This is a genomic window from Brevibacillus sp. FW306-2-1A-C05A, from assembly GCF_058781555.1.
This window is the reverse complement of sequence record NZ_JBYSWV010000013.1, coordinates 37,808-56,727: the sequence shown is the minus strand read 5'-3', so window position 1 is coordinate 56,727 and position 18,920 is coordinate 37,808. Positions and strand designations below refer to the sequence as shown.

Sequence of the window (18,920 nt, the reverse complement as noted above, 5' to 3'; positions counted from 1 at the left end):
AGTGTCTTATTTTTGTGTTACTTTTCCTTCAGCGTCGCGTTCTACTTTCATGTCTGTGATTGGCAGGAAGCCCAGATCGACAATCGTTTTCTTTTGCACTTCTTCAGACAGGATGTAATCCAGGAACGCTTTTGCGTTGCCAGTAGGCTCGCCTTTTGTGTACATGTGCTCGTATGCCCACACTGGGTATTTGTTCGTTGCGATGTTTTCTGCGTTTGCTTCCACGCCATCCAGTTTCAATGCTTTTACGGAGTCATTGAAGTAGGACAGAGCCAGGTAGCCGATTGCGCCCGGTGTTTCGGCAATGATTTTGCGAACAGTACCGGAGGAATCCTCTGTGATGCCTTCTGCTTCTTCTTTTCCGTCCAGTGCGAATTTGCTGAATGTTGCACGAGTACCGGAAGACTTCGGACGGTTCACCAGCGTGATTTTCATGTCATCGCCGCCAACTTCTTTCCAGTTGGTGATTTTGCCAGTGAAGATGTCGATCAGTTGTTGCTTGGTCAGGTTGTCTACTTTTACTTGCGGGCTAACCGCTGCTGCCATTCCGACAACGGCTACTTTATGGTCAACCAGTTCGTTTGCCGGAATGCCTTTTTTCTCTTCTGCGAAAATGTCAGAGTTACCGATTGTTGCTGCGCCGCTTGCTACCTGGCTCAGCCCTGTTCCGCTTCCCCCGCCTTGTACTTGAATTTGTACACCTTGATTTTTCGCCATAAAGTCTTTGGCCGTTTGCTCGACCAGAGGCTGCAAAGCGGTGGAACCAACTGCTGTGATCGGTTCACCGGATGTTGTTGTAGTCGAACCAGAGTTGCTTTCCGGAGCCGGGGTAGCTGGTTGTTGCTGCGCTGGTTGTTGTTGCGATGGAGCCGCACTGTTGCTGCCACATCCGGCGAGCAGTGCCCCTACAAATGTCAGCGCCATAAACATTTTGCTGAGTTTTTTCATTGGATGAAAATCCTCCTTAACAGGTTCGGTTTGTTTTTCTCTCTTACAAGTACAAACTATACAGGTCGAATGTTGTAGGATTGTGATGCGATTGTTAAGCTTTTTTAAAGATGGAGCCAACCCTGTATAAAACGAAAACAAGCCGCTTGACGAAACAGCAAAAAGGCGGCACAGCCTGGATGCTACCAGGTTGTGCCGCCTTCACTCGGCGATTGCCTGTTTAGTTGTCGCGCGTCAATGGCTCCGATACATCGACATGGCCCATCAACGATTCGACTTTTTTGCCATCTTCCAGGAAGACGATTTGCTTTACTTCCGGGAACTGAAAAAAGGTTTTCTTCAGCGCGTCCAGCGCCATCCCTTCGCCGCTTGAGCCGAGGTTGTACTGGTTTTTGCTGTCGGCATCAATCGTCAGCGTGCCATCCGCAAAAGTGATGTCATGGTATCGGAAGTCTTTCCAGAGCGGAAAGTGCTCTTCTGCTTTTGTCGGCTTCTCCAGAAGCGAGAGGGTTTTCTTGTACTTTTCGATGTCTTCTGCAAAAGTGATTTCTTGTTCCTCTTTTTGCAGCTCCATCAGGTCGCCGTCGGAATAGTAGACGGTAACGACCTGTTTGTTGAGTGTCGGCTCTGCTGTCGATGGGTCAGTGTTCGTGCCAGATGGCTGTTCAACAGGTGCCGTAGGCTGCGGTGCAGGAGCCGCATTTTGTCCGCAACCAGCCATTAGCAGCACAGCCAAAGCCGCCACCCAGATCATCCGACTTTTTTTCATCGTGAAAGCCTCCCTTACTGATAAGACTGATAGTATTCACGGATAGCCTCAACGAGGGCTTTCGCGATTTTGTCCTGGAATGCAGGCGAGGTCAGCAGCGCATTTTCTTGCGGATTGGACAGGAAGCCTGTCTCTGTCAACACGGCTGGCATTTTCGTGTTCTTGATAACGTAAAAGCCGCTCGCCTTGACTCCCCGATCCGGGAACTGCGTTGCTCCTTGCAGGTGCTTGTGCACCAATTGCGCAAACGTCTTGCTGTTTGCATTGTAATAGAAGGTTTCCGTACCACCTGTCGTCGGTTTCGGGAACGAGTTGGCGTGAATGGACAAGAACAGGTCCGCCTCCAGCTCATTCGCGATTGCCACACGCTCGGACAGCTCGTAGAACACATCTGTCGTGCGCACAGGCACTACTTGAAACTCCGGATATTGCTTCAGCAAAGCGACTACTTTGTTGGCGACAGCCAGCGTGTAGTCTTTCTCGTGGTTGCCCGCCACGCCCAATGCACCTGGGTCTTTTCCGCCATGACCCGCGTCGACTACGATCAGGTAGCCTGTTTTCTTAGGCTTGGGCGTCAGCTTCACTTCAATGCCGTCTTTTGTATAGGCCAGATTATACTCGCTCTTCTGGTTCAGCTCAATCACGACACGCACGGTCTCTGGCGAAGCACTGTACTGGCTGTACCGCAGGCTTGCGATCAGCGGCTCTTCTTTTGGCTCGCTGGCTGCTGACTGCTCGTCCTCTTCGCCGGAAGAAGCTGCTTGCTTGCGCTCCTCTGACTCTCCGATACTGCCGTTTTCTTCGTTCTTTTTCAACTCTTCCACCAAATCGTCCGCCAAAGCGGTTTGCGGGAGGTCCAGCACGATGCGATGGGGGCCTGTGAGCACAAAAGAATTGGCCTGCACGGGCAGCTTCATCTCAATATGTACGCGATCCCCATCCTTTGTAACACCTGTCAGCCGATTGAGTCTTTCGATTTCAAGCAGATTCTTTTTCTTGTTCCAAGTGATCGAACCGCCTAGCTCGTCCTCTACTTGCTCAATCGGAAGAACCAGTTGACTGTCGATCGTCATGCCGCGTTCCGGGCGATTCCATACAAAGCCTTTTTGTCCGACCTGCTCCGCGACCGCATCGGCAGACACGTACATGGTGTCCGACACTTGATACAGCTTGATCGCTTTTTCAGGAGCACGGCCGTTCAGCGTAACCTGTGGCGTTTCGTTAGCAATGACGGTGCGGGAGCTGTTGTCCCACCCTACAGTGATCCCGAGCGATTCCCCGACAAACCGCAGAGGGAGCAGCATGCGCTGCTGGGAGATGACAGGCGGCGTATCCAGCTTTACCTGCTTGCCGTTCAATAGCGCTGTGCGCGAGTCCAATGTGAGGGAAAGCTGCGTCGTACCCCGTGTAATCACCGCTGTCCGCTTCGCTTCGTTCCAGGCGACATCCGCGCCCAAACCTTCTGCGATGACACGCACGGGAACCAATGTCCGCCCGCTCTTGATAACTGGTGGCACGTCCGGGGTCACTGCTTGTCCACCGATCATCAGGTTGACGGCTTCCTCAGTTGCACTACTTGCCGCAGCCGCCCAACCGGGGATAAGCAGCAGGACCAGCAGCGCCAGAAGCAGAGGGTAAAATCGTCTTTTCATCCTGACCTCCTCCGTGATGTCTGTTCTGTTGTGTGGCGTTAGACCATTGTGCAACGTTCACCATTCTATTAGACGCGTCAACATCTGTAAAGTTTATAGTCTTTTCGTACCAAAAAGACAAAAGACTGCTCCTTTTTGACAAAGAAGCAGTCCAGAAAACCAAGAAAGTTGTCGATTAGCGAAACAACCCGCGCCGTTCTCGTCTGCTCACTTCTTCTACAGGCGCTTTCAGCATGTTCAAGCCGCCGTTGGCGATAAACTGTTGAATCATGGACAGGACGGCCGGATTGGACAGCACTTTGATGGAATCGGCCACCTTCGGATTTTTCAGTTGCGGGATAGCCCCGCTCAAATGCGGCAGCAATGGCAGCAAATCCTCAATGGAAATCGCAGGCTTTGCTTTCTCAGGGACGGACTGCACGGGAATCGGACGCCGGCGCGGTCCAAACAGAATGCTGCGCCGCGGCCCCTGATTGGGAGCGGCCTTCAGCCTTCCGAGCGTATCCTTCATGTCCTGCAGTTCTTGCTTCATCTGGCTCATCTCGCGCATCACCTGAGCATTGCTCACATTGTGCGCATCCGCCAGCTTGTTCATCGTCTCTATCAGTTGCCCCTGGGCACCGGCCTGTTTCTTTTTCTTTCTCGTTTTGGCAGCGATAATCCCACCTCCCTCCTGGTAAGCCCCCCTTTATTTAAAGCGCTTTTTCAGGCTGTCGATGTCTTTGGCGTTGACGCCTTTTTTGGAAAGCTTGTTCAGCAGGCTGCCGACGTTTTCCGTCTTGGACATATGCCGAAACTGCGCCACATATCCGTTCAGTTCCTTATCCGTGAAGTTTTTGCCGGCTTTTTTGCCCAAATCGCGGATGACTTCCTTCAAGCCTGCATCCGTCTTCAGCTTATCCTTGGGAATTGACCTTACAATACTGAGCAGTTTGCCAATATCCACAGCGATCCCCCCTGGTTGCAGTTTGTTCCTTTTTACTCTATGTAGCCAGGAGCACAATGGATTGGTCATTTGTCCATGCGGGAGAAAAAAAGAAGAAGGGCAGCGGCACCCCTCTTCTTTGAATCATTTCCTCTATAAGATTAAGGCTTGATATCGACGTACTTGAAGTCGATCATGCCGAGTCCGTCCAAAATCGCGCCGTCGACCTTCTCGCTTTGCAGCCAGCTCTGGGCATAGTAGTAGATCGGCATAATCGGCATTTCGTCCATTAAAATTTGCTCGGCCTTGGCCAAAATCGCCTTCCGTTTTTCCGGGTCCTGCTCCAAAGCGGATTGGTTCAAGAGCTCTTTGTATTTGGGGTGTTCCCAGCCCGTGTCGTTGTTTCCGCCGTTTTTGTCCTTGAACATTTCCAAAAAGTTGATCGGATCGTTGAAGTCGGCAAGCCAACCCGCACGCGCAATCTGGTATTTCCCCTGGTGTACGTCCTCTATGTATACTTTCCACTCTTTGTTTTCCAGCTTCACGTCTACCCCGAGCTTTTTCTTCCACTGGTCCCTGATTTCTTCAGCAATCGCTTTATGGCCCATCGACGTGTTATAGGAGACGGTGATGGGAGGAAGTTTTGCGATTCCCGCTTCCTTCATGCCCTCCTGAAGCAGCTTTTTGGCCTCTTCTGTGTGATTGTCTGTAAAGTAGCCACCATATGCAACAGCCATGCTCGGCGGCACAAAACCTGTCGCGGGAAGGTGGTTGGCCAACATGGTCTCCACCAAAGCTTGACGATCCAGTGCATAAGCAAAAGCTTTGCGGATTTTGGCATTGTGAAAAGGCGCTTGCTCTGTGTTGAAGCGGTAGAAGTAAGTGCCCGCGATCGCTTGCGTATGAAACAGCGCAGGCGACTTCCAGGAAAGCTCGAAATCCATGGGGACTTCAGACAAAGGGGCGCCTGCCCAATCCAGATCGCCGTTGCGAAACATCTCCAGCTCTATATACCCGTCATCAATCATAGAAAAATCAATCTTGTCCAATTTTACATTTTGTTTGTCCCAGTAGTTCTGGTTTTTCGTCAGAACGAGCTGGTGCTTGGGCTTCCATGTCTCGATTTGAAACGGACCGTTCCCTACTATCGTCTTGGGATTGCTTGCCCATTCCTTGTCGGCTTCCACGACTTTTTTGTTAACAGGATAATAGGTGTAAAAAGCCGTCAACTCCGTGAAAAACGGGGTCGGATTCGTCAGTTCCACAACCAATGTTTTGGCGTCGATGGCTTTGACACCAACGTCACTCGCCGTCCCGGTTCCCTTGTTATACGCTTCCGCTCCTTTTAAATAGTAGAGCTGGTAGGCGTAATTCGATGCTGTCTTGGGGCTTAGCGCACGTTTCCAGGCGTATTCGAAGTCATAGGCGGTGACCGGATCGCCATTGCTCCATTTGGCAGGGCGAATTTTGAACGTATAAGTTTTGCCGTCAGCCGAAACGGTATAGCTTTCTGCCGCTGCTACATGTACTTTTCCGTCTTTGCCCAAACGAGTCAACCCTTCGAAGATTGCCCTGCTTATTGTGCCGGACGTTGAATCTTCAGCAATGCCCGGATCTACGGTTGGGGGATTGGAATGCATGTTCATTCTTAATACTTTTGCTTTTGGCTCCGCCGCTTGCCCGGCATCCGCATACCCTGCCAAGCTCCCGCCGAGAATCAGCATCGCACCTGCGACTGCAACGACATTCTTTTTCACGATCAAGCACCTCGTTTTTTTGTATACACTTCCATCATCAGTATACAAGATAAAGGGATTTTTGGATGTTTTTTCTTTTAGTTAGTTTTGATGCAACTCGACTAGGAAAAAAATGGTTCGCCCCTTTTCGGGTGAGAATTTTCAGCCCCGATCAACACCCGCTTTTCAAACAAAAAAGAAGAGAAGCGTCAAAAACGCCCCTCTTCCTTAAATCGGTTGCTTTGCTTCTATTATTGTTTGATGTCAGCGTATTTGTAGTCAACAGCACCCAGACCGTCGATGATTACGCCGTCAACCTTGTCGTTTTTCACCCAAGATTGCGTGTAGAAGTAGATTGGCATGACTGGCATTTCATCCATCAGGATTTGCTCAGCTTCAGCCAGGATCGCTTTCCGTTTTTCCGGATCTGTTTCCAGAGCGGATTGGTTCAGCAGCTCTTTGTACTTCGGATTTTCCCAACGAGTATCGTTGTTTCCGCCGTCTTTTTCCTTGAACATTTCCAGGAAGTTGATCGGATCGTTGAAGTCACCCAGCCAACCAGCGCGAGCTACTTGGTATTTACCTTGGTGTACGTCATCCAGGTATACTTTCCACTCTTTGTTTTCCAGCTTCACGTCTACACCGAGGTTTTTCTTCCATTGGTCTTGGATTGCTTCTGCGATCTTTTTGTGACCTTCGGAAGTGTTGTAGGACAGAGTCAGAGTTGGCAGCTTGCTGATGCCAGCTTCTTTCATACCTTCTTCCAGCAATTTTTTCGCTGTTTCGAGGTCTTTGTCCTTGAAGTAGCCATCTTTGTTCAGAGCCATGCTCGGTGGTACATAACCGGTTGCTGGCAACTGACCTGCCTGGAGGATGTTGTCGATCAGGCTTTGACGGTCGATCGCGTAAGCAAACGCTTTACGGATTTTCGCGTTGTTGAATGGCGCTTTTTCTGTGTTGAAGCGGTAGAAGTAAGTACCCGCGATTGGTTGGGTTGTCATTTTTCCAGACTCTTTCAGAGCAGGAATCGCGTCAGTTGGCAATGCGGAAGTTGGAGCACCTGCCCAATCCAGCTCGCCGTTTTCAAACATGGACAGCTCAGTGTTCTCATCCTCTACCATGGAGAACTCGATTTTGTCCAGTTTTACGTTGTCTTTATCCCAGTAGTTCTCGTTTTTCACGACAACCAGTTTGCTCTTGTGTTCCCATGTTTCCATTTTGAATGGACCGTTACCCACGATTGTTTTCGCGTCAGTAGCCCATTTGTCGTTGGCTTCAACTGTTTTTTGGTGAACCGGGAAGTATGTTTTGAACGCTACCAGCTCCAGGAAGAACGGAGTTGGGTTTGTCAGTTCCACTTCCAGTGTTTTGTCGTCGAGCGCTTTTACGCCAACGTCTTCTACTTTACCAGTACCTTTGTTGAATGCTTCCGCACCCTTCACATAGTACAGTTGGTAAGCGTAGTTGGAAGCTGTTTTCGGATCGAGCGCGCGTTTCCAGGCGAATTCGAAGTCTTTCGCTGTTACAGGATCGCCGTTGCTCCATTTTGCATCGCGAATTTTGAATGTATATTTTTTACCGTCTTCAGATACGGTATAGCTTTCTGCTGCTGCTTCATGCACTTTGTTGTCTTTGCCTACGCGAGTCAGACCTTCGAAGGTAGCAGTGATGATTGTGCTGGAAGTAGTGTCTTCCGCGATACCTGGGTCTGCTGTTGGCGGCTCGGAGTGCAGGTTCAATTTCAGTACTTTTGGTCCCGCTGCTGGTGCAGTGGTTTCTGTTTTATTGCCTGCTGCGTTGTTATCTGCTGGCGCTGCTTGGTTGCCGCCGCCGCATCCTGCGAGTGCCGCACCAAGAACGAGGATAGAACTCATTGCTACGAAAACATTCTTTTTCATACAAGTAATCCCCCTTTTCTAAATCTTTTTTCAATATACATGCTTTTATATTATTTTTAAATATGTTTTAGAATGATTTAATAAATTTTTATTTATTTATAAAGATGATTAATGATTTATAAAAAATAATTTATTGATAAAACTCGATGGAAAATGATTCCCGTTAGTATAGACAGCTTGAAAATGTTGATTTATCGCGGTTTTCTCCATGGACCTCCCCACCTTTTTCTTTGCTGCACACAAGATTACCATGAGACAGCGTCAGTGAGAGGCTTGTCCCACGCCTTGTTTGAATTTTACAAATATTTATAGTTGCGAACAGCTCTCCTCCCCATTTTGTTGATAGATGAAGAATCTCCCATCCTTTGCGCTTTATTTTTCGCAAAAAAAAGAAGGGCTATTCGCCCTTCTTCTTATCGTTCGCTTGGCTTTCTTATTTAATGTCTGCCCATTTCCAGTCTACGAAGCCGAGACCGTCGAGCACAACGCCTTGTACTTTGTCGCTCTTCACATAGGAATGCGTGTAGTAGTAAATTGGCGCGGCTGGCATTTCGTCCATGAGCAGCGCTTCCGCTTGCGCCAGGATTTGTTTGCGTTTTTCCGGGTCTTTTTCCACCGCGGATTGGTTCAGCAGCTCTTGATACTTGGGATTTTCCCAGTTGGTATCGTTGTTGCTGCCTTTTTTCAGTTTGAACAGATCCAGGAAGGTGTACGGATCGTTGTAGTCGCCAGTCCAGCTAGAGCGAGCGATCTGGAACTTGCCTTGGTGCAGGTCGTCCAGGAATACTTTCCACTCTTTGTTTTCCAGCTTCACTTCTACGCCGAGCGCTTTTTTCCATTGGTCTTGGATAGCTTCCGCGATTTTCTTGTGACCTTCGGACGTATTATAGGAAAGAGTCAGAGTTGGCAGCTTGGTGATGCCTTCTTCCTTCATCCCTTCCTCCAGCAGTTTTTTCGCTGTTTCCACGTCGCCGTCCTTGAAGTACGGGCTAGTTGCCACAGCCATTGTTGGAGGTACCAGACCCATTGCCGGCTCCTGGTTCGCTTGCGTTACGTTGTCGATGATCGTTTTGCGGTCAATCGCATAAGCGAACGCTTTACGGATTTTCGCGTTGTTGAACGGCGGTTTCTCCGTGTTGAATTTGTACAGGTACGTACCCGCAATCGCACGGGTTTGCATTTTGCCGGACTCTTTCAGTGCCGGGATTGCATCTGTTGGGAGTGCGCTTGTAGGAGCACCTGCCCAATCGAGGTCGCCGTTGTCAAACATGGACAGCTCGGTGTTTTCATCCTCTACCATGGAGAAGTCGATCTTGTCCAGTTTTACAGCATCTTTATCCCAGTAGTTTTCGTTTTTCGCGAGAATGAGCTTGCTCTTATGCTCCCAAGTCTCGATCTTGAACGGACCGTTACCTACGTGCGTTTTGGCGTCACCCGCCCAGTTTTGTGTGGATTCGACCACTTTTTGGTTCACCGGGTAGTAGGTGTAGAAAGCAGTCAGCTCCAGGAAGAACGGAGTCGGGTTTTTCAACGTAACAACCAATGTTTTGTCATCGGTTGCTTTCACGCCCACATCTTCTGCTTTCGCTTTTCCGGTGTTGTACTCCTCAGCGTTTTTCAGGTAGTACAATTGGTAAGCATAAGTGGAGCCGAGCTTCGGATCGAGCGCTCGCTTCCACGCGTATTCAAAGTCTTTCGCTGTTACCGGGTCACCGTTGCTCCATTTGCTGTCGCGCAGGTGGAATGTATAAGTAAGTCCATCTTCAGAAACGTCGATTTTTTCCGCTACGGACTCATGCGGTTTGCCATCTTCACCGATACGAGTCAAACCATCAAAAGTCGCACGCAAAACAGCACCGGATGTGGAATCTTCAGCCAAGCCAGGGTCAGCCGTCGGCGGCTCACTCTTCATGTTCATGCGCAGAACTTTTGGACCGCTAGTTTGTTCACTTCCAGCAGAATTTCCTTGCTCGCCTGCTTTCTCGCCGCCGCCACAGCCAGCCAGCGCCGCACTCAGAACCAGGATGGAACTCATCGCTGCAAATACGCTTTTTTTCATTAGTGTTGACCCCCTTTGTATGTGTAACACTCCATGGAAAGCTACTTCAACAAATATACTGCATTTTTAGTAATATTGAAGACATTTTAAGCAAGTTTAATTATGTTTTATTCAAAGATCAAATTATATTAAGGGAAATAAATTCACATTCTTCATTACATGAAGTATGCCTCGCACAAGAAAAACTATGCAAATCTTAGGAGTATCGCCGCTCACCGAGGCAAAACAAAAAGCCCCCTCCCATCGCGAAAAAGCGACGTCACAGGGGACTTTGTTTACAATTATAAAGTTTGGGTCTGCCGGTATTCTTGCGGCGATACACCGACAATCGCCCGGAAGTCGCGGATAAAATGCGAGTGGTCGTAGTAGCCGAGCGCGATGGACAAGTCCAGCCAGTCGCTGACGGCTCCCTGGTCGATCATCTGCGCCGCTTCGTGCAGTCGGTAGCGCTGGATTACCGATTTCGGACTGACGCCAACATAGCGGACAAACAAGCGCTGCATCGTCCGGATGCTCATTCCGGACAGTCGGCTCGCATCCTCTACCTTCAGCACCGTCCGATCTGCCTGAATCAAGCCGACCAGCTCGCTTACTCTCTTTACATTCGGATCGCGCTCCGGCAGACGCTCGCCCAAAAACGCTTCGATGCGGCGAACCATCTGGGCGTCTTCCGGCATGGCAAGCATCTCGGCTTCCAGCGGGGCTGTCTCCACCTGAAACACTTCTTCCAACGTAGTAACCGTGCCGTACAACTGCGAAACCGGCTTTTGCCAAAATGGATAAAAGCCGCCTGGTTTGAACTTCACTCCGAACACATGGCCTTGGCCAGCCAGCAAATGCGAGGACGTGGACAAAGCGACACCGAATATGCCTGTGGCGACCTTTTCAAACACCAGATTCACATTGGGGTGGGCCAAAATGGTTTGGGAGTAAGGAGCTTGCCCGCGCAAATCCCACCTGACCACCCAGTAATGCTGGACGAAGTAACCGACGTCGCCGCCTGGTTCATACCTTTGCAGCGAAAACTTTTTTCCGCCAAGCATGGCATGCAGCACACCTTTTGGCAGCATGCCCTGCTTTTTTTCCATAGCGCCGCCTCCTGTCGCATTTTTACAATACGCCCCTCCATTATCTGCCTATACTAAGAGTAGTAGCAACAGCAAACGATTACAATTTGAAAATGAATGGAAACAGGAGGCACTGCTATGGAACTGCGTTTCGATTTTTACATCGGGGCCACCCCGGAGCACGTCTGGCACGTTCTTACCTCGGAAGAAGGAGTCAAGCATACGTTTTTTGGCTCTGTCATTCGCTCTACTTTTCAGGTAGGGGACGATCTCGCTTATGTCGGTCCCGGAAATGATGGCGACGAAACTGTCCATGTATACGGCAAGGTTTTGGCGTTTGAGCCGCAGCAAACCTTCAGCTTCCTGGAACATCCCGGCCCTTCGTACCACGCCAACCACGCCGAGCTTCAATCGCGCGTTACTTTCCAATTGGAGCCTGTTGGCGGATGCACGCGGCTGACGCTGATTAACGACCAGTGGACCGAAGATCACCCTTCCTTCGCCAACGCGAGCAACCATTGGCCGATGATTCTCTCCAACATCAAAACATATGCAGAAACCGGAAAAACGTTGGATTTTGGCTATTAATTCCGGGCAAAAAGGAAGGAAAACCCCAGCAGCGAGCTGCCTCGGCACTTCGCCTCTGGGGTTTTTGCCTGTTACTCGACCATTTCCGCCCACTTCAGATCAATAAAGCCCAGTCCGTCCACTTGCACGCCTTTTACCTTATCACTCTGCACCCAGACATCCACGTCCGTAAACAGCGGGATTACAGGCATGGCATCCATGAAAATTTGCTCGGCTTCCGCAAAAAGCTGCTTGCGCTTCTCCGGATCGCTCTCCATGGCCGACTGTTGCAGCAGCTCCTTGTAGCGCGCGTTCTCCCAGCCTGTGTCGTTGTTTCCGGTCTTCGCATCGCGGAACATCTCCAGGTAGTTGATCGGATCGTTAAAATCGGCATTCCAGCCCAAACGGCCAATCTCGTAATTCAGTTCATGCAAATCTTGCAAATGCACCTTAAATTCCTTGATCGCCAGCTTCACGTCGATGCCAAGGTTGCGCTTCCACTGGTCCTGCATGGCTTCGGCGATTTTTTTGTGGCGGTCTGTCGGGTTGTACGACATGGTGATGGTCGGAAGCTGACTCAGCCCCAACTCCTGCATGCCTTCCGCCAGCAGCTTTTTCGCTGCCTCCACGTCGTTGTCGCGGAAGTAGCCCTCCGGCTTGATAATCATGGATTGCGGCAGCATCCCCATCGTAGGCACCTGGCCGACCTGTGTGATGTTGTCCACGATGCTTTGGCGATCAACCGCATAAGCGAGTGCTTTGCGAATTTTTACGTTTTGCAGCACTCCTTTGGTGGTATTGATTTTGTACCAATACATCGTCGCCTTTGGATGAACGACGAGTTTGCCTGCTTCTTTCAGGGACGGAATCGCATCGGTTGGCAGGCCGCCAAGCGGTTGACCCGCCCAGTCCAGCTCGCCGTTTTCAAACATGGACAGCGCTGTGTTATCATCCTCAATCATGGCAAACTCGATCCGGTCCAGCTTGACAGCGTCTTTGTCCCAATAGTTTTCGTTCTTCTCCAAAACGATCTTGCTCTTGTGCTCCCAGGCCGTCATCTTGAATGGCCCGTTGCTCACGTGTGTTGCTGCTTCATTCGCCCAGTTCGGATTGGCCTCTACGACCTTTTTGTCTACAGGATAATACGTGTAAAATGCCGTCAGTTCCAGGAAGAACGGTGTCGGGTTTTCCAATGTTACTTCCAGCGTCTTGTCATCCAGAGCTTTTACCCCCAGCTCGTCTGCTTGCGCCTTGCCTGTGTGTACTTTTTCCGCATTTTTGATGTAGTAGAGCTGATACGCATACTCGGCTCCCAGCTTTGGATCGAGGACGCGTTTCCAGGCAAATTCAAAGTCGTGCGCCGTCACCGGATCGCCGTTGCTCCACTTGGAGTCGCGAATCGTGAACGTGTACACCCGTTTGTCGTCGGATATTTTCACATCAGACGCAACCGAGTTCATCGGCTTCGCGTCTTTGTCCAGCCTGGTCAAGCCGTCAAAAGTGGCACGGACGATCGCCCCTGAGGTAGTGTCCTTGGCGAGCCCAGGGTCTGCCGTCGATGGCTCGCTGGTCAGATTGGCCCGAAACACTTGCGGCTTTGTGCTGGCAGGCGCGCCAGACGAAGCCTCACCCGCAGGAGCAGCAGCAGGTGCAGTCGAAGTCGGACTGCCTCCACAGCCTGCCAAAAGACTTCCGACCACCAATGTCAGGCCGACAAACATTTTGAATGTTCCCTTCATCAGAATTTTCCCCCTTATCAAATTTTTTCTATCGCCACCACAATATACTCGACGACAGATTTCTTGAAAATGGGGTTCGGTGATATTTAATTAAATTTTATGAATATTTATTCTTTTGTAAACAGAAATAAACCCAACAGCCTTAAAGGGCCAATTGGGTTTATTTGTTGATCCATCAATTACTTTTCCTTAGAATGCCGGAATGATGGAACCTTTGTATTCGTCTTCAATGAATTTTTTCACTTCAGGGGAGTTCAATTCCTTCGCCAGCTTTTGGATGGCTTCGGAGTCTTTGTTGTCAGGACGAGCTACCAGGAAGTTCGCATATGGAGATTCCTTGTCTTCGATGAACAGAGCGTCTTTGGTTGGCACGAGCTTCGCTTCGAGCGCGTAGTTGGTGTTAATCAGCGCCAGGTCCACTTCTTCCAGAACGCGCGGCAGCATCGCTGCTTCAACCTCTTTGAACTTCAGGTTTTTCTTGTTTTCCACAATGTCTTTCACAGTTCCGCTGATGCCAGCGCCTTCTTTGAGCTTGATGACGCCGTTTTTCTCCAGGAGAGCGAGGGCGCGGCCGCTATTGGTCGGGTCGTTTGGCAGCGCGATAGTTGCGCCTTCCGCCAGTTCGTCAACCGATTTCACTTTTTTGCTGTAAGCGCCAAATGGCTCGATGTGAACCGCAACTACAGGTTGCAGATCCATGTTTTGTCCTTTATTGAAGTCTTCCAGGTAAGGCTTGTGCTGGAAGAAGTTTGCGTCGAGTTGTTTTTCGTTGAGCTGTACGTTTGGTTGTACGTAGTCGGTGAACTCTTGTACTTCCAGGTTTACGCCTTGTTCTTTCAGTTTTGGTGCGATGTGCTTCAGGATTGCTGCGTGTGGAACCGGAGAAGCGCCTACTTTCAATGTCACTTCTTGTTGTCCGCCTTGTGCGCCGCCTTCGGCTGGAGCTGGAGCAGTCTCCGTTTTGCCTCCGCACGCTGCCAAAGAAAATGCCAATACGGTAGAAAGTACAGATACGACTAGCTTTTTCATAAATGATTTCCCCCTACTTTTTTTGATCTTTGTACTTGCAAACTTCTATGGGAAAGACCTTACTTGCGGCTGAAACGCAATACCAGGCGATCACCCAGCGACTGTAAGATCTGCACCAACACGAGCAAAATGACGACAGTGACAATCATGACATCGGTCTGGAAGCGCTGATAACCGTAACGGATAGCCAAGTCGCCCAGACCGCCGCCGCCGATTACCCCGGACATGGCCGTGTAGGACACGAGCGCAACGGTCGTAATCGTAATTCCGGCCACCAGTCCCGGACGAGACTCTGGCAGCAGGACGTTCCAGATGATTTGCCAATTGGACGCCCCCATCGACTGGGCGGCCTCAATGACTCCGCGATCTACCTCGCGCAGAGAGGTTTCCACCAGCCGCGCAAAAAACGGGGCGGCCCCGATCACGAGCGGCGGAATCGCTCCGAGTACGCCGAGCGAAGTGCCGACGATCAGTTTCGTGACCGGAATCAGCAAGATCATCAGAATGATGAACGGCACGGAACGCAATACGTTGACGATGAATGAAGCAACCGAGTAAAACGCCTTGTTTTGCAGCAACTGTCCACGTGAAGTAAGGAATAAAATGATTCCCAGCGGCAAGCCGATCAGGATCGTAAACAACGTGGAGAAACCCAGCATCGTCAGTGTGTCTAGTGTACCCTCAGCGATCTCCGACCAATCCACATTTTCCATTGTCCAGTCCATCTATATCACCTCTACTTCCAAGCCACGCTGACGCAACGTCTCGATGGTTTTTTCGTTTTGACGGACATCGCCTTCCAGTTCGACGACCAGTTGGCCGTACGGCGTATCCTTCATGCGGGAAATCGTTCCCTGCAAAATGCTGAATACTGTGCCTGTCTCCTGCATCGTCTGGAACAAAATCGGCTGGTACGTCTTTTCTCCCAGGAAGGTGACGCGCGCAATCGTGCGGTTCCCCGCTGCTTTTTCGTGCGCGACAGCTTCGCGCAGCTCGGTGGAATCTGCCACCTGCTCGACAAATTCCTGCGTAGTCGGATGCTGCGGCTTGAGGAACACGTCCAGCACCTCACCCGACTCGACGATTTTTCCGCCGTCGATCACGCCTACGCGGTCGCAAATGGAGCGGATGACGTGCATCTCGTGCGTAATCAGCACGATGGTCAATCCCAGCTTGCGGTTGATGTCCAAAAGCAGCGCCAAAATCGAGTTGGTCGTCTGCGGATCGAGCGCCGAGGTCGCTTCGTCACACAGCAGCACTTTCGGATCGTTTGCCAGCGCCCGTGCGATGCCGACGCGCTGCTTCTGGCCGCCGGACAACTGGGACGGGTATTTGTCCCGGTGCGCTTCCAGCCCTACCAGCTTGAGCAGATCGTCCACTTTTTTCTGAATCTCCGCCTTCGGACGCTTGGCCAGCTTGAGCGGAAACGCGACATTTTCCCCGACGGTGGACGAGGACAGCAGGTTGAAGTGCTGGAAAATCATCCCGATCTCGCGGCGCTTTTCCTGCAGCTTGACATCGTCGAGCTTGGTCAGGTCGACCCCATCGACGATGACTTGTCCCGACGTAGGGCGCTCCAGCAGGTTGATGCAGCGGATCAAGGTACTTTTCCCCGCCCCGGAATGGCCGATAATCCCGTAAATTTCCCCTTTATCTATAGAAAGATCAATCCCGAGCAACGCCGGAATCGTCTTGCCCTGCACTTGATAGCTTTTATGCAAATTTTTCAATTGAATCAACGCATCCACCTCCCAGCAAAATCCTTGTGAAAAACGTAAAAACCCCTTTTTCATAAACGAAAAAGGGGCTGCAACGCATGTATACGTTCGCATCCACCCTTCTCATCTATCAAGATCCAACCAATCTTGTAGGAATTGGCACCGCGACGTCCATTTCAAAAAATGAACCGGTTGCCGGGCTTCATCGGGCCTGTCCCTCCGCCTCTCTTGATAAGAAAGATTTCCACGTATATTATGTTCGTTTTTCATATTTTCATGATACAAACCGGATTATATCCTTTTTGAAAATATCCCGTCAATAGCAATCACAGGAAAAACTTTTTTAATCCATTACTCCGTTGCGAATGATGGTGGCATTGACGTGAAAATGAAACGTCGCTTTCTCAAGGATTCTCGCCTTCAAGCGTATGCGAATATCGAACACCGGCGGCGATACTTGCTCCAGCTTGATTCGGGCGTTGCTGGAAATCGTGTCAAAAGCAAGGTGCACCATATCCTTGGGATTGCCGCGGTTCTTGTCGGTCTTCCCGAAAATTTGCGCCGGGACGGACGTGTCGTAGCTGCCAATCCGGAATTTCCCGTGCACGAGCTTGATGAGAAACGCTTCCTTGGGCGATAGCCTTCGAGCAGGCGCTGAATCGCCTCCTGGGTGTGATAGACCCGATTGCTCCCGGCTCCCCCGAGCTGCCGCTCCACTTCCCCTATGCTTGCCTCAGCCAGACAAATTTCTCTCAGCTTCGGGATGAGCTCGCTGTAAACGACTTGGCATCCGCCATGCTGGTCAAAAAATACAGCCGCATGCGGCCGTCCGGCTCGTCGATATGTTCCGTTCGCAAGTCCCCTGTATGGGAAAACCATTTACGCGCAATCTCCTGGTCCATTCCCCTCACCCCCATACATAGCAAATCATGGTTAGTCTGCCCGAAAACACAAAAAAACAGCACGCTCAATTTGGCGTGCTGTTTTCGTTGCTATCGGTCGTGCTATTCGTTTGCGAAACCGCTTCTTCTGCTGGCGGTTCCAGCTTTTCCTTGATAAAAGACTGGATCTGGTCGACATCCGGAATGAGCACCGCGCCTGCCCGATGGGATTCGCGGAACATCCCCATTGGCGGCAATTGGTAGTTGCCTGGCTCCGCGGTGTTTAATTTCAGCCCAAGCGCAGACAGCCTCAGCATATCCATGGAACTGATATTCGTCTGGATATACGGCGTCACTTCTTTCAGGATGGACGGCAATTGAATCAAGGTCGTGCCGCTCTTCATCTGGCTCACCACAGCCGTCAGCAGCTTGCGCTGACGCTCTGTGCGCGTGTAGTCCGATGTGGCGTCATGGCGAAAACGAACGTATTGCAGAGCCTTGTTGCCATCCAGTTGCTGCAGTCCCTTTTTCAAATTGATGTCGTAGATGCCTTTATCGGTCGGGTCGTGATAGTACATATTTTTTTCCACATCAATCTCGACACCACCGACAGAGTCAATCAAAGCCTTGAAGCCTTCAAAGTCGGTGATGACGTAGCGGTCCACCGGAAGCCCTGTAAACTGGCTGACGGTCTTCATCGCCAGTTCCGGTCCGCCCTCCACGATCGCCGAGTTGATGCGCGAGCTGCCGTTCCCCGGAATGTCTACGTACGTGTCGCGCAAAATGGAAAATACGTCGTAGCGCTTGGAGGCCGGGTCGATACTGACGAGCATCATCGAGTCCGAACGGGGGAGCCCGTTATTTTTCATTCCCCTGCGGTCCACCCCCATCAACAGGATGTTCACCCGCTCTTCGCCATCCCATTCCGGAATCTCCGCCGCTTTCGTCGCGGCACCGCCATCCGGCGGGGCTGGCCGAATGACATTCGGCTCTTGAATATTGTGAGCAAACTGATAAAAAGAGTATCCGTAATAACCTGCTGTCGCGGCAATCGCGACAAACATCAGGAGCAACACCCGTTTCCACATTCGCATAAAGAACTACTCCACCTTTTATTCTCTGTATCACATGAACTCATCTCACCACTTGTTTAGTATACTCGAATCTATAGGATGTGGAGCAGCCTTTATTTGGGTGCTTTTCACTTTTTATATTTTTATGTTTGCAATGTTTAAAATGTTCGTTATACTACAAGCAACACAATCCCAAAGGGGTGACCGGCCGTGATTTCTCCCACTTCCTTTTTGCAGCGGTATCCGCGAGAAGCCCTGTTCTTCCTGGTTGCGAGCTTCATCAACTCTTCCGGCAGCGCTTTCATGTGGCCGCTTACCACTTTGTACGTACATACGATTTTGCAACGCTCCATGACCGAGGCAGGCTTTGTGCTGATGGTTTAATCGCTGGCAGGAATTGTGAGGCAGTTCGTCGGCGGGACGCTTTTTCACCGCCTGGGCGCCAAACGGCTGATCGTCGGGGCCTTGCTGGTTCAAGGACTCATCCAGTTGTCGATTCCGCTCACGAATAGCTGGCCTGTTTACATCGCGCTGATGACCGGGCTTGGCTTTACCTTCAACCTGTCGTTCCCGGCGATTCAGGCGTTCATCGGCTTTCGCTGGAAAGAGCAGCGCCGAGAGCTGTTCAACATCGTATATGTCGCGAACAACCTGGGAATGGCCATCGGCACCTCGCTGGCCGGGGTCATTGCCACTTCCTGCGGCGAGCAGGAACGCAGCATGGAGGTGTCAATACTGCCGCCCGGATCGAGCGCCACGGCCGAACGGCCACAGCCTGCCACGCTCCAGCCTGCTTCGTGAAATCGCTCTGCCATCGACCTGCCCAATCCTCGCCTAGCTCCGGTTATCACCACCAGCT

Annotated in this window: 19 protein-coding genes and 1 riboswitch; of the genes, 3 read left to right on the top strand and 16 right to left on the bottom strand. The window is 50.8% G+C overall.

Annotated elements, in window-relative coordinates:
- Positions 1-6: 6 nt before the first annotated feature.
- The 9 genes from AC3WJN_RS10485 to AC3WJN_RS10445 form a co-directional block, all read right to left on the bottom strand.
- Entirely contained in the window at positions 7-948 is a 942-nt protein-coding gene (locus tag AC3WJN_RS10485) for a phosphate ABC transporter substrate-binding protein (RefSeq protein ID WP_005835481.1), read from the bottom strand.
- A 220-nt stretch (positions 949-1,168) separates the two neighbouring features.
- The gene (locus tag AC3WJN_RS10480) at positions 1,169-1,717 is read right to left on the bottom strand and encodes a GerMN domain-containing protein (protein WP_007776898.1); all 549 of its coding nucleotides are present in this window, start codon (positions 1,715-1,717) and stop codon (positions 1,169-1,171) included.
- 14 nt (positions 1,718-1,731) lie between these two features.
- Positions 1,732-3,369 (bottom strand): N-acetylmuramoyl-L-alanine amidase family protein, encoded by a 1,638-nt coding sequence (locus tag AC3WJN_RS10475; protein WP_007776895.1) that lies wholly within the window; start codon positions 3,367-3,369, stop codon positions 1,732-1,734.
- A gap of 175 nt (positions 3,370-3,544) precedes the next feature.
- Positions 3,545-3,964, bottom strand: a complete 420-nt coding sequence (locus tag AC3WJN_RS10470; RefSeq protein ID WP_005835488.1) for a hypothetical protein — start codon at positions 3,962-3,964, stop codon at positions 3,545-3,547.
- A 93-nt stretch (positions 3,965-4,057) separates the two neighbouring features.
- Positions 4,058-4,315, bottom strand: a complete 258-nt coding sequence (locus AC3WJN_RS10465; protein ID WP_005835490.1) for a hypothetical protein — start codon at positions 4,313-4,315, stop codon at positions 4,058-4,060.
- 140 nt (positions 4,316-4,455) lie between these two features.
- Positions 4,456-6,051, bottom strand: a complete 1,596-nt coding sequence (locus tag AC3WJN_RS10460; RefSeq protein ID WP_007776889.1) for a peptide ABC transporter substrate-binding protein — start codon at positions 6,049-6,051, stop codon at positions 4,456-4,458.
- A gap of 230 nt (positions 6,052-6,281) precedes the next feature.
- Positions 6,282-7,928, bottom strand: coding sequence for a peptide ABC transporter substrate-binding protein (locus tag AC3WJN_RS10455; protein WP_005835494.1), 1,647 nt, complete (start codon positions 7,926-7,928; stop codon positions 6,282-6,284).
- Between the two features lie 433 nt (positions 7,929-8,361).
- On the bottom strand, positions 8,362-9,987 hold the full coding sequence (locus tag AC3WJN_RS10450; RefSeq protein WP_007776885.1) for a peptide ABC transporter substrate-binding protein: 1,626 nt from the start codon (positions 9,985-9,987) through the stop codon (positions 8,362-8,364).
- 281 nt (positions 9,988-10,268) lie between these two features.
- A complete protein-coding gene (locus AC3WJN_RS10445) occupies positions 10,269-11,075 on the bottom strand; it encodes a helix-turn-helix domain-containing protein (RefSeq protein WP_007776882.1) in 807 nt (268 codons plus the stop codon).
- 117 nt (positions 11,076-11,192) lie between these two features.
- Between AC3WJN_RS10445 and AC3WJN_RS10440 the strand changes: the two genes are divergently transcribed.
- Positions 11,193-11,642: an SRPBCC family protein gene (locus AC3WJN_RS10440; RefSeq protein WP_005835528.1), complete on the top strand. Its 450-nt coding sequence runs from the start codon at positions 11,193-11,195 to the stop codon at positions 11,640-11,642.
- Between the two features lie 71 nt (positions 11,643-11,713).
- On the opposite strand, the gene AC3WJN_RS10435 is transcribed toward AC3WJN_RS10440, so the two are convergent.
- From AC3WJN_RS10435 to AC3WJN_RS10405, 7 genes are all read right to left on the bottom strand, one after another.
- Positions 11,714-13,360 carry a peptide ABC transporter substrate-binding protein gene (locus AC3WJN_RS10435; RefSeq protein ID WP_007776877.1) on the bottom strand — a complete coding sequence of 549 codons (1,647 nt, stop codon included), beginning with the start codon at positions 13,358-13,360 and terminating at the stop codon, positions 11,714-11,716.
- Between the two features lie 189 nt (positions 13,361-13,549).
- On the bottom strand, positions 13,550-14,389 hold the full coding sequence (locus tag AC3WJN_RS10430; protein ID WP_005835530.1) for a MetQ/NlpA family ABC transporter substrate-binding protein: 840 nt from the start codon (positions 14,387-14,389) through the stop codon (positions 13,550-13,552).
- 59 nt (positions 14,390-14,448) lie between these two features.
- Entirely contained in the window at positions 14,449-15,114 is a 666-nt protein-coding gene (locus AC3WJN_RS10425) for a methionine ABC transporter permease (protein ID WP_005835531.1), read from the bottom strand.
- Entirely contained in the window at positions 15,115-16,128 is a 1,014-nt protein-coding gene (locus tag AC3WJN_RS10420) for a methionine ABC transporter ATP-binding protein (RefSeq protein ID WP_005835532.1), read from the bottom strand.
- A 99-nt stretch (positions 16,129-16,227) separates the two neighbouring features.
- Positions 16,228-16,345: riboswitch (SAM riboswitch) on the bottom strand.
- 105 nt (positions 16,346-16,450) lie between these two features.
- The gene (locus AC3WJN_RS10415; RefSeq protein ID WP_025845724.1) at positions 16,451-16,714 is read right to left on the bottom strand and encodes a hypothetical protein; all 264 of its coding nucleotides are present in this window, start codon (positions 16,712-16,714) and stop codon (positions 16,451-16,453) included.
- A 145-nt stretch (positions 16,715-16,859) separates the two neighbouring features.
- Positions 16,860-17,009, bottom strand: a complete 150-nt coding sequence (locus tag AC3WJN_RS10410) for a hypothetical protein (RefSeq protein ID WP_005835534.1) — start codon at positions 17,007-17,009, stop codon at positions 16,860-16,862.
- A 65-nt stretch (positions 17,010-17,074) separates the two neighbouring features.
- The gene (locus tag AC3WJN_RS10405; RefSeq protein ID WP_005835535.1) at positions 17,075-18,082 is read right to left on the bottom strand and encodes an LCP family protein; all 1,008 of its coding nucleotides are present in this window, start codon (positions 18,080-18,082) and stop codon (positions 17,075-17,077) included.
- A 189-nt stretch (positions 18,083-18,271) separates the two neighbouring features.
- On the opposite strand from AC3WJN_RS10405, the gene AC3WJN_RS10400 reads away from it, so the two are divergent.
- A complete protein-coding gene (locus tag AC3WJN_RS10400) occupies positions 18,272-18,445 on the top strand; it encodes a hypothetical protein (RefSeq protein WP_157179489.1) in 174 nt (57 codons plus the stop codon).
- A gap of 15 nt (positions 18,446-18,460) precedes the next feature.
- Positions 18,461-18,862 (top strand): MFS transporter, encoded by a 402-nt coding sequence (locus tag AC3WJN_RS10395; protein ID WP_007776869.1) that lies wholly within the window; start codon positions 18,461-18,463, stop codon positions 18,860-18,862.
- Positions 18,863-18,920 lie beyond the last annotated feature (58 nt).

What these genes read in the sequence shown, in the direction of transcription:
- AC3WJN_RS10485 (WP_005835481.1), bottom strand. Translation starts at nt 948, where the DNA reads ATGAAAAAACTCAGCAAAATGTTTATGGCGCTGACATTTGTAGGGGCA.
- AC3WJN_RS10480 (WP_007776898.1), bottom strand. Translation starts at nt 1,717, where the DNA reads ATGAAAAAAAGTCGGATGATCTGGGTGGCGGCTTTGGCTGTGCTGCTA.
- AC3WJN_RS10475 (WP_007776895.1), bottom strand. Translation starts at nt 3,369, where the DNA reads ATGAAAAGACGATTTTACCCTCTGCTTCTGGCGCTGCTGGTCCTGCTG.
- AC3WJN_RS10470 (WP_005835488.1), bottom strand. Translation starts at nt 3,964, where the DNA reads ATGAACAAGCTGGCGGATGCGCACAATGTGAGCAATGCTCAGGTGATG.
- AC3WJN_RS10455 (WP_005835494.1), bottom strand. Translation starts at nt 7,928, where the DNA reads ATGAAAAAGAATGTTTTCGTAGCAATGAGTTCTATCCTCGTTCTTGGT.
- AC3WJN_RS10450 (WP_007776885.1), bottom strand. Translation starts at nt 9,987, where the DNA reads ATGAAAAAAAGCGTATTTGCAGCGATGAGTTCCATCCTGGTTCTGAGT.
- AC3WJN_RS10445 (WP_007776882.1), bottom strand. Translation starts at nt 11,075, where the DNA reads ATGGAAAAAAAGCAGGGCATGCTGCCAAAAGGTGTGCTGCATGCCATG.
- AC3WJN_RS10440 (WP_005835528.1), top strand. Translation starts at nt 11,193, where the DNA reads ATGGAACTGCGTTTCGATTTTTACATCGGGGCCACCCCGGAGCACGTC.
- AC3WJN_RS10435 (WP_007776877.1), bottom strand. Translation starts at nt 13,360, where the DNA reads ATGAAGGGAACATTCAAAATGTTTGTCGGCCTGACATTGGTGGTCGGA.
- AC3WJN_RS10430 (WP_005835530.1), bottom strand. Translation starts at nt 14,389, where the DNA reads ATGAAAAAGCTAGTCGTATCTGTACTTTCTACCGTATTGGCATTTTCT.
- AC3WJN_RS10425 (WP_005835531.1), bottom strand. Translation starts at nt 15,114, where the DNA reads ATGGACTGGACAATGGAAAATGTGGATTGGTCGGAGATCGCTGAGGGT.
- AC3WJN_RS10410 (WP_005835534.1), bottom strand. Translation starts at nt 17,009, where the DNA reads ATGGACCAGGAGATTGCGCGTAAATGGTTTTCCCATACAGGGGACTTG.
- AC3WJN_RS10405 (WP_005835535.1), bottom strand. Translation starts at nt 18,082, where the DNA reads ATGCGAATGTGGAAACGGGTGTTGCTCCTGATGTTTGTCGCGATTGCC.